This window comes from Burkholderia sp. BC1 (assembly GCF_052683555.1).
Map to the genome: position 1 here is coordinate 1 of NZ_JBQYLP010000116.1, position 9431 is coordinate 9431.

The 9431-nt window shown below is 64.2% G+C and carries 5 protein-coding genes and 1 pseudogene; all 6 read right to left on the reverse strand.

The features are described 5' to 3' along the window. Nucleotides 1-184 (reverse strand): annotated as a pseudogene (locus tag ACSHSS_RS28895) (hypothetical protein); the annotation flags it as partial. Between the two features lie 216 nt (nucleotides 185-400). Next, nucleotides 401-1705, reverse strand: a complete 1305-nt coding sequence (locus ACSHSS_RS28900; RefSeq protein WP_060043163.1) for an MFS family transporter — start codon at nucleotides 1703-1705, stop codon at nucleotides 401-403. Between the two features lie 232 nt (nucleotides 1706-1937). Beyond that, nucleotides 1938-3611 (reverse strand): SpoVR family protein, encoded by a 1674-nt coding sequence (locus tag ACSHSS_RS28905; protein ID WP_006414429.1) that lies wholly within the window; start codon nucleotides 3609-3611, stop codon nucleotides 1938-1940. Continuing rightward, entirely contained in the window at nucleotides 3608-4876 is a 1269-nt protein-coding gene (locus ACSHSS_RS28910) for a YeaH/YhbH family protein (RefSeq protein ID WP_088928537.1), read from the reverse strand. The genes ACSHSS_RS28905 and ACSHSS_RS28910 overlap by 4 nt, the downstream gene beginning before the upstream one ends. Before the next feature lie 125 nt (nucleotides 4877-5001). Next, complete coding sequence (locus ACSHSS_RS28915) at nucleotides 5002-6924, reverse strand: PrkA family serine protein kinase (RefSeq protein WP_006400134.1); 1923 nt, start codon at nucleotides 6922-6924, stop codon at nucleotides 5002-5004. A gap of 570 nt (nucleotides 6925-7494) precedes the next feature. Beyond that, the gene (locus ACSHSS_RS28920) at nucleotides 7495-9303 is read right to left on the reverse strand and encodes a methyl-accepting chemotaxis protein (protein ID WP_445545867.1); all 1809 of its coding nucleotides are present in this window, start codon (nucleotides 9301-9303) and stop codon (nucleotides 7495-7497) included. Nucleotides 9304-9431 lie beyond the last annotated feature (128 nt).

Sequence of the window (9431 nt, forward strand, 5' to 3'; positions counted from 1 at the left end):
CCATCTCGCCTGCAACTTCGGAAGTTGGTCCATTGATCAGCGTTTCCCTAACGTAGCAGCGCGTGCGGCGAATCCGAACCAACAAATGGTGCTTTGCTCTTCGGGTTTCGTGATGAGTGCGGCGCACGTCGCGCCGCGGATAAAAAAACGCCCGCTGCACGCAGCGGGCGTGAATCCCAGTCAAGGAGGTGTCACACGAACTACGGAGTCAGGGTAAGGAAATCGCGCGACGGCGGCAACGAATCGATTCGGATATCGTTATCGCGCGCGCCGCGATGAGCTTGCGTACGCGTATGCAAACGCGGCGCGCGCGCAAAAAAAACGCCCCGCCGCAATGACGGGGCGCTGCCGGTATCGCGGCCGGTCGCGACGGGCGCGCAGGCCCGCCGCGCGGCGCCGATCACGGCTCGTGACGCAGATACCCTTCCTTGCTCGGATCGCGCATCCGCCACGACACGATCAGCGAGATTGCGCACAGCGCGGTCACGTACCAGTAGAACGTCTCCTCGCTGCCGATCGACTTGAACCACAGCGCGACGTATTCCGCCGAGCCGCCGAAGATCGCGTTCGCGACCGCATACGACAGGCCGACGCCCATCGCGCGCACTTCGGGCGGGAACATCTCGGCCTTGATCAGGCCGCTGATCGACGTGTAGAAGCTGACGATCGCGAGCGCGACCGTGATCAGCGCGAACGCGGCGACCGGGCTCGTCACGCCCTTCAGCGCATGCATCAGCGGCACCGTGCCGATCACGGCGAGCGAGCCGAACAGGATCATCGACATGCGGCGGCCGATCTTGTCCGACAGCGCGCCGAACAGCGGCTGCATCAGCATGTAGACGAGCAGCGCGACGGTCATCACGTTGCTGGCCGTCTTCGCATGCATGCCGGCCGTGTTCACGAGGTACTTCTGCATGTAGGTCGTGAACGTGTAGAAGATCAGCGAGCCGCCGGCCGTGAAGCCGACCACCGTGAAGAAGGCGCCCTTGTGCTCCCAGACGCCGCGGATCGTGCCCGCATCCTTCTTGTCGCGCGACTCGCTCGTCGACGTTTCGTCGAGCGACTTGCGCAGATAGAGCGAGATCAGCGCGGCCGCCGCCCCGACGACGAACGGAATGCGCCAGCCCCAGGCCTTCAGTTCGTCGTGCGACAGCGTCTGCTGCAGGATCACGAGCACGAGCAGCGCGCACAGCTGGCCGCCGATCAGCGTCACGTACTGGAACGACGCGAAGAAACCGCGCCGCCCCTTCAGCGCGACCTCGCTCATGTACGTCGCGCTCGTCCCGTATTCGCCGCCGACCGACAGCCCCTGGAACAGGCGCGCGACGAGCAGCAGCGCCGGCGCGAGCGCGCCGATCTGCGCGTAGGTCGGCAGCACGGCGATCACGAGCGAGCCGCCGCACATCATCAGCACCGAGATCATCATCGCGGTGCGGCGGCCGTGGCGGTCGGCGATGCGGCCGAACAGCCAGCCGCCGATCGGACGCATCAGGAAGCCGGCCGCGAACACGCCGGCCGTGTTCAGCAGCTGCGTCGTCGTGTTGCCGCTCGGGAAGAACGCGGGCGCGAAGTACAGCGCGCAGAACGAATAGATGTAGAAGTCGAACCACTCGACGAGGTTGCCCGACGAGGCGCCGACGATCGCGAACACGCGCCGCCGGGTATCGTGCGCGGACAGCGCGGCTTGGTCGGTCTGGACGTCCATGGGTTGGTCTGTTCCTTATAGTGCTTGCAGAGAGGGGCGGCCGGGGTGCCGCCGCGTGCGGTCGCCGTGGCACCGGTTCCGGGTGCACGGGCTACGCGATTTTAGCGAAATGTAAAGTAACAGGCTTTCCGGGTTCGTCCCGATGTAGAAAATTTTTCTCGCGTCATGCACGCGTCATATGAAAACGCCAGCCCGAAGGCTGGCGTCCGATGCAAACAACCGGGCGCTGCGGTCAGAGCCGCACCTCCGGCGGCGTATAGCGGCACTCGTAGCGCTTGCGCACGGTGCCGGCCTCGTCGACGCTCTCCAGATACACGTCGAACTGCCAGAGCCGCGCCATGTGCTTGAGCACCTCGTCGCTGTCGTTCGACAGGTGGCGGTTGTCGGTCATGAAGTGACGCAGCGTCAGGCTGCGGTCGCCGCGCGTGTTGACGGCCCAGACCTGGATGTTCGGCTCGCGATGGTGAATGTCGTACTGCCGCGACAGCGCCTGCCGCACGTACTGGTAGCCGGAATCGTCGTGGATCGCGGACACCTCGAGCGCGTCGCGCATGTCGTCGTCGAGCACCGAGAACAGCCGCATCTCGCGGATCAGATGCGGCGAGAGGTACTGCGCGATGAAGCTCTCGTCCTTGAAGTTGCGCATCGCGTAGTGCATCGCGGGCAGCCACGGCGTGCCGGCGATTTCCGGGAACCACTTGTAGTCCTCTTCCGTCGGCGATTCGCAGATGCGGCGGATGTCGCTCATCATCGAGAAGCCGAGCGCATACGGGTTGATCCCGCTGTAGTACGGCTTCGTGACGGGCGGCTGATAGACGACGTTGCTATGCGAATGCAGGAACTCCATCATGAAGCCGTCTTCGAGCTTGCCCTGGTTGTAGAGCGTATTGAGCAGCGTGTAATGCCAGAACGTCGCCCAGCCTTCGTTCATGACCTGCGTCTGCCGCTGCGGATAGAAATACTGGCCGATCTTGCGCACGATGCGGATCACCTCGCGCTCCCACGGCTCGAGCAGCGGCGCGTTCTTTTCCGCGAAGTACAGCAGGTTTTCCTGCGGCTCGGGCGGATAGCGCTCCTCCTGCTCTTCGGCCAGCTCGGGCTTCTTGCCCGGCAGCGTGCGCCAGAGCTCGTTGACCTGCGACTGCAGATACGCCTCGCGTTCGCGCCGCAGCGCGGCTTCCTTCGCGAGCGACGGTTTCTGCGGACGCTTGTAGCGATCGACGCCGTAGTTCATCAGCGCGTGGCACGAGTCGAGCAGTTCCTCGACGCGATCGAGCCCGTAGCGCTCCTCGCATTCGGCGACGTAGTTCTTCGCATACACGAGATAGTCGATGATCGCGTGCGCGTCGGTCCACAGCCGGAACAGGTAGTTGCCCTTGAAGAACGAGTTGTGGCCGTACGCCGCGTGCGCGATCACGAGCGCCTGCATCGTCATCGTGTTCTCTTCCATCAGATACGCGATGCACGGATTCGAATTGATGACGATTTCGTACGCGAGCCCCATCTGGCCGCGACGGTAGCTCTTCTCGGTGGCGAGGAAGTGCTTGCCGAACGACCAGTGGCGATAGTTGACGGGCATCCCGACCGACGCGTACGCGTCCATCATCTGCTCGGCGCTGATCAGCTCGAGCTGGATCGGGTAGATATCGAGTTCGTACTGCTCGGCGACTTGCGCGATGTGCGTGTCGTATTCCTCGAGCAGTTCGAACGTCCAGTCGGACGGGCACGGCAGCGGCTTGCGTTCGGCCACGTTCATACGCGCTTCCTTTTGCCCGGCAGCGGGCAAGTCGGCGGCCGGCGTCGCGCCGGCAGCGCCGCGTTGCTGCGATGCGGCACGGCCGGTGTCGTCGCCGGCAGGACGCGGCTCGTAGCCGCGCGACTCGTTGTGCAGGTGGCGGGTCGTCATGACATTTCCACCTGCTTTTCGAACAATTCGCGAAAGACCGGGTAGATGTCGGCAGCCGATTCGACTTTCTTCATCGCCAGATGCGGCTGCGACAGCGCCAGCTGCGCATACTCCAGCCACAGATTCTGCTCCTCCGGCGCGACCTGGATGTACGCGAAGTAACGCGTCTTCGTGAGAATATCCTCTTCCAGGATTTTGCGACACTTCGGCGAATCGTCAGTCCAGTTGTCGCCGTCGGACGCCTGCGCGCCGTAGATGTTCCACTCCGTGGGCGAGTAGCGCTCGTTCATCACCTTGCGCATCAGCTCGAGCGCGCTCGACACGACCGTGCCGCCGCTTTCGGTCGAATGGAAGAACGTATCCTCGTCGACTTCCTCCGCGCGCGTATGGTGACGGATGAAGACGACTTCGATGCGCTCGTAATTGCGCTTCAGGAACAGGTACAGCAGGATGAAAAAGCGCTTCGCGAGATCCTTGCGCTGCTCGTCCATGGAACCCGACACGTCCATCAGGCAGAACATCACGGCCTGGCTCGACGGCTGCGGCTGCTTCACGCGATTGATGTAGCGCAGGTCGAACGGATCGATGAACGGAATCCGCCAGATGCGCCCTTTCAGATGATGAATCTCCGCTTCGAGCGTCGCGATGTCCGCGCGGCGATCCTCGGGGTCGCTCTTCAGCGCTTCGAGCTGCGCTTCGAGTTCGCGCAGCTCGTTGACGAGCGGCGAGCCGAGCGCGATGCGCCGGCCGAGCGCGCTGCGCAGCGAGCGCACGACGTCGATGTTGTTCGGCGTGCCTTCCGCCGACCAGCCCGCGCGCACGTTCTTCCAGCTCGGCACCGTCAGCAGGTGCGTCTTCACGAGCCGCGGCAGTTCGAGATCGTCGAAGAAATACTGCATGAACTCGTCGCGCGACAGCTCGAACACGAAGTCGTCCTGCCCTTCGCCCTCGTTGCTCGCCTGGCTGCCGCCGCCGCCCGCGCCGCCCTGCGGACGCGGGATCTTGTCGCCGCGCACGTAGTCTTCGTTGCCGGGATGCACGTACTCGCGACGCCCGCCCGGCCCGTGGCGAAACGTCGGTTCCGCGATGTCCTTGCGCGGAATCGTGATGCTTTGCGTGCTCTGGATGTCCTTGATGCTACGATCGCGCACCGCGTCGGAAACGGCGCGACGAATGTAGTTCTTGACGCGACGCAGAAAGCGTTCGCGATTGGCAATGCTCTTGTTCTTGCCGGCCAGCCTGCGGTCGATGATTTGATGAAGCACTCCCGGTCTCCCGCTCGAATGTCGATATGCCGGGACGCTCGCCGCACATGCCGTCTGCCGTCATGCGGGCGGCGTCTCTGAGGTTGCCCGTGCGGACCGTCCGCACGGGCGCCGTACCGCGCGCGTCATGACGACTTGCGCACGCGCAGGTACCAGTCGCAAAGCAGCCTCACCTGCTTCGGCGTATAGCCCTTCGCGACCATCCGGTTTACAAAGTCCTCATGCTTGCGTTGCTCCTCGGCCGAGCCCTTCGCGTTGAACGAAATGACCGGCAACAGTTCCTCGGTATTCGAGAACATCTTCTTCTCGATCACGACCCGCAGTTTCTCGTAGCTCGTCCACACCGGATTCTTGCCGCCGTTCGCGGCACGCGCACGCAGCACGAAGTTCACGATCTCGTTGCGGAAATCCTTCGGATTGCTGATGCCGGCCGGCTTCTCGATCTTCTCGAGCTCCGCGTTCAAGGCGGCGCGGTCGAAGCTCTCGCCCGTGTCGTGATCGCGGAATTCCTGATCCTGGATCCAGAAGTCGGCGTACGTGACGTAGCGATCGAAGATGTTCTGCCCGTACTCCGAATACGATTCGAGATACGCCGTCTGGATCTCCTTGCCGATGAACTCCGCGTAGCGCGACGCGAGCACGTCCTTCACGAACGACAGATACTTCTGCTCGGTTTCCGGCGGGAACTGCTCGCGCTCGATCTGCTGTTCGAGCACATACATCAGGTGCACGGGGTTCGCCGCGACCTCGCTCGAATCGAAGTTGAACACGCGCGACAGGATCTTGAACGCGAAGCGCGTCGACACGCCCGTCATCCCTTCGTCGACGCCCGCATAGTCGCGATACTCCTGATACGACTTCGCCTTCGGATCGGTGTCCTTCAGGTTCTCGCCGTCGTACACCTGCATCTTCGAGAACAGGCTCGAGTTCTCCGGCTCGTGCAGCCGCGACAGCACCGAGAACTGCGACATCATCTTCAGCGTGCCCGGTGCGCACACGGCCTCGGCAAGCGACGAGTTGCGGATCAGCTTCTCGTAGATCTTCACTTCCTCGGACACGCGCAGGCAGTACGGCACCTTCACGACGAAGATCCGGTCGAGCAGCGCCTCGTTGTTGCGGTTGTTGCGGAACGCCTTCCACTCCGACTCGTTCGAGTGCGCGAGGATGATGCCGTCGAACGGAATCGCGCCGAAGCCTTCGGTACCCTTGAAGTTGCCTTCCTGCGTGGCGGTCAGCAGCGGGTGCAGCACCTTGATCGGCGCCTTGAACATTTCGACGAATTCGAGCAGCCCCTGGTTCGCGAGGCAGAGCCCGCCCGAATAGCTGTAGGCGTCGGCATCGTCCTGCGCGTACTGCTCGAGCTTGCGGATGTCGACCTTGCCGACGAGCGAGGAGATGTCCTGATTGTTCTCGTCGCCCGGCTCCGTCTTCGCGATGCCGATCTGCCGCAGGATCGACGGATAGCGGCGCACGACGCGGAACTGGCGGATGTCGCCGTTGTACTCGTGCAGCCGCTTGACGGCCCACGGGCTCAGGATGCTCTTCAGATAGCGGCGCGGAATGCCGTACTGCTCCTCGAGGATCGGGCCGTCTTCGTCGTAGTCGAACAGCCCGAGCGGCGATTCGTTGACGGGCGACCCCTTCAGCGCATAGAACGGCACGCGCTCCATCAGTTGCTTCAGACGCTCGGCGATCGACGACTTGCCGCCGCCGACCGGGCCGAGGAGGTAGAGGATCTGCTTCTTCTCTTCGAGCCCTTGCGCAGCGTGGCGGAAGTACGCCACGACCTGCTCGATCACTTCCTCCATCCCGTAGAACTCGCGGAACGCAGGATAGACCTTGATGACCTTGTTCGCAAAGATCCGCGACAGGCGCGGGTCGTTGCGGGTATCGATGTGTTCTGGTTCCCCGATTGCAGCCAGCATGCGTTCGCCGGCCGTAGCGTACGCCGATGGATCGTTCTTGCAGAGCGCGAGGTACTCCTCAAGCGAGAACTCTTCTTCTCGCGTTTTTTCGAAGCGGTTCGCGAAGCTGCTGTAAATATCCATGCTACCTCCCTCGCCTATGTCTGAAGACGTGCCTGCCTTCTATGACTGCGCAGAAGCAAGCGCGTTCGAATTCATCCTAAACCCTTTCTTATTTTTTTTCACGAACTCGTTGTATGAAGTTCGACATTCTCCACAACACCGCCCGCACAGCGCATTTCGACGCTTTACAATCGATGTTCCGAGCCGCAGAAACTGCATCCGCAGCGTCTCGTCGAGCAACGAAACATCTCGTCCATCGGACGCTTCCGTCGTCGCCGCTTCCCCCCTTCATCCCTAGACGTTCGAGCAGCCGTTTGCGACGACACGTTTGCCACGCCGTTACAAATTTTCCTCGAACAGCCCTTACGGAGATACCCGTACGATCGATGCGTCATTGCAGGAGCACGATGCGCGCCCGACCGGGGCGCGCGCTGCGCATCGCACGCGCGTGACGATGCGTTGCACGTCGAGATGCACGACGGAGCGGTCATGCAGGCCGTTACGCATCGTGTCGAGCGCGGAAACGACGACGCCCGCAGGTTGCGGGCGTCGGGCGTGAGCAAATGGGGATAGATGAGGCGTGCGTTCGACTCAGAACGTTTCCCAGTCGTCGGCGCCGGCCGTCGCGAGCTGCGGCGCCGCGGCAGGCGCGGCAGCCGTCTTGCGCGCGGGCGCCGACGCAGCCGCGCGCTGCGACGGTGCATCGCGCTCGTCGCGGGCGGCAGCCGGTGCGGAAGGTGCGGAAGATGCCGCGCGCACGACGGCCGACGCGGTCTGTGCGGTCGACGTGCTCGACGCGGTCGTCGCACGCGGCGCGCGGCGCGCGGCATCGGCTGCGCCTGCCGCCGGCCGCGCCTCGTCGTCGAGCCGGAACACCGACGTCGCTTCGCGCAGGCGCGCGGCTTGCTCGTCGAGCGACTGCGCGGCAGCCGCGGCCTCTTCGACGAGCGCCGCGTTCTGCTGCGTGACCTCGTCCATCTGCGCGACAGCGCGCGCGACCTGGTCGATGCCACCGCTCTGCTCCTCGGACGCCGCCGCGATCTCGCCCATGATGTCGGTCACGCGCTGCACCGCACCGATCACGTCGCTCATCGTGCGTCCCGCTTCGTCGACGAGCGTCGAACCCGAGCGGATCCGCTCGACCGACGCGTCGATCAGCGCCTTGATCTCCTTGGCCGCGCTCGACGAACGCTGCGCGAGACTGCGCACCTCGCCCGCGACGACCGCGAACCCGCGCCCTTCCTCGCCCGCGCGTGCGGCTTCGACGGCCGCGTTCAGCGCGAGGATGTTGGTCTGGAATGCAATGCCCTCGATGATCGCGATGATGTCCGCGATCTTGGCCGAGCTCGCATTGATCTCGCCCATCGTGTCGACGACCTGCCCGACCACCGTATTACCCTTGTTTGCAATTTCCGACGCATTCGCGGCCAGCGAGCTTGCCTGGCGCGCATTGTCCGCGTTCTGTTTCACGGTGCCGGTCAGCTGTTCCATGCTCGACGCCGTTTCCTGCAGCGCGGCCGCCTGTTCTTCGGTCCGCGACGACAGGTCGACGTTGCCGGCCGCGATCTGGCGGGCCGCCGTCGCGATCGACTCGCTACCGCCGCGCACCGTGCGCACCGTGTCGACGAGCCCGCGCTGCATCTTCGCGAGGCCGTCGAGCAGCTGGCCCATTTCGTCGCGTCGACTCACGACGATCGTACGGCGCAGATCGCCCGCGGCAATCGCGTCGAAATGCGCGAGCGCATCCGCGAGCGGCCGGCCGATCGCGCGGCTCAGCGTGACCCACGACAGCAGCGCGGCGACGAGGCCGATCGCGAGCACGACGATCGACACCACACGCAGCGCGCCATACACCGACTCCGCGCGATCGAAGCGCGTCTGTCCGTCGCTGAACTGGAAGTTGCGCAGCGCTTCGTTCGCGCCGGCGAGTTCGTTGAAGCGCACCTGCAGCTGCTTCGCGCCGTCGCCGATCCGATCGTGGTCGCCGGACGCGATGGCGCTCGCGAACGCGTCGCAACTGGCTTGCAGCGCCTGCCGCTTCGCTGCGACGTCCTGCGCGAGCCGGTCCTCTTCCGGCCCGCGCGGCAGCGCGAGATACTTCTGCCACCGCGCGTCGGACTGTGCGCGCATGGCGCGGCTGCGCTCGATGGCGGCCGCCGAGTCGGGTGTGCCGGCCAGCAGTGCCGCGCGATCGAGCGCGAGCCGCTCGCGGGCCGCGAACATTTCGGCCACCGACACGTTGACCGCGCTCGGCATCTGGTTCGTGAAGATCTCGCGCGTCGACTCGTTCGCGCTCGTCATCCCGTACAGGCCGAGCACGCCGATTACGCCCAGCAGCGCGGCGAGAAAAGCCATCGTCAAACCGATACGCGCACGTATCGTCAGGTTCCTGAAGACCATCGTCGTTCCTGTGTTGCGTCGCCGCGGCGGGCCGCGGCCCGTTACGCCGAACATTGTTTCGGTTCCCGCATTTACGACGGCGCGCTAGGGAAACGCTGATCAATGGACCAACTTCCGAAGTTGCAGGC

Coding starts and splice junctions, on each gene's coding strand:
- ACSHSS_RS28900 (WP_060043163.1), bottom strand. CDS start 1,705: ATGGACGTCCAGACCGACCAAGCCGCGCTGTCCGCGCACGATACCCGG.
- ACSHSS_RS28905 (WP_006414429.1), bottom strand. CDS start 3,611: ATGACGACCCGCCACCTGCACAACGAGTCGCGCGGCTACGAGCCGCGT.
- ACSHSS_RS28915 (WP_006400134.1), bottom strand. CDS start 6,924: ATGGATATTTACAGCAGCTTCGCGAACCGCTTCGAAAAAACGCGAGAA.
- ACSHSS_RS28920 (WP_445545867.1), bottom strand. CDS start 9,303: ATGGTCTTCAGGAACCTGACGATACGTGCGCGTATCGGTTTGACGATG.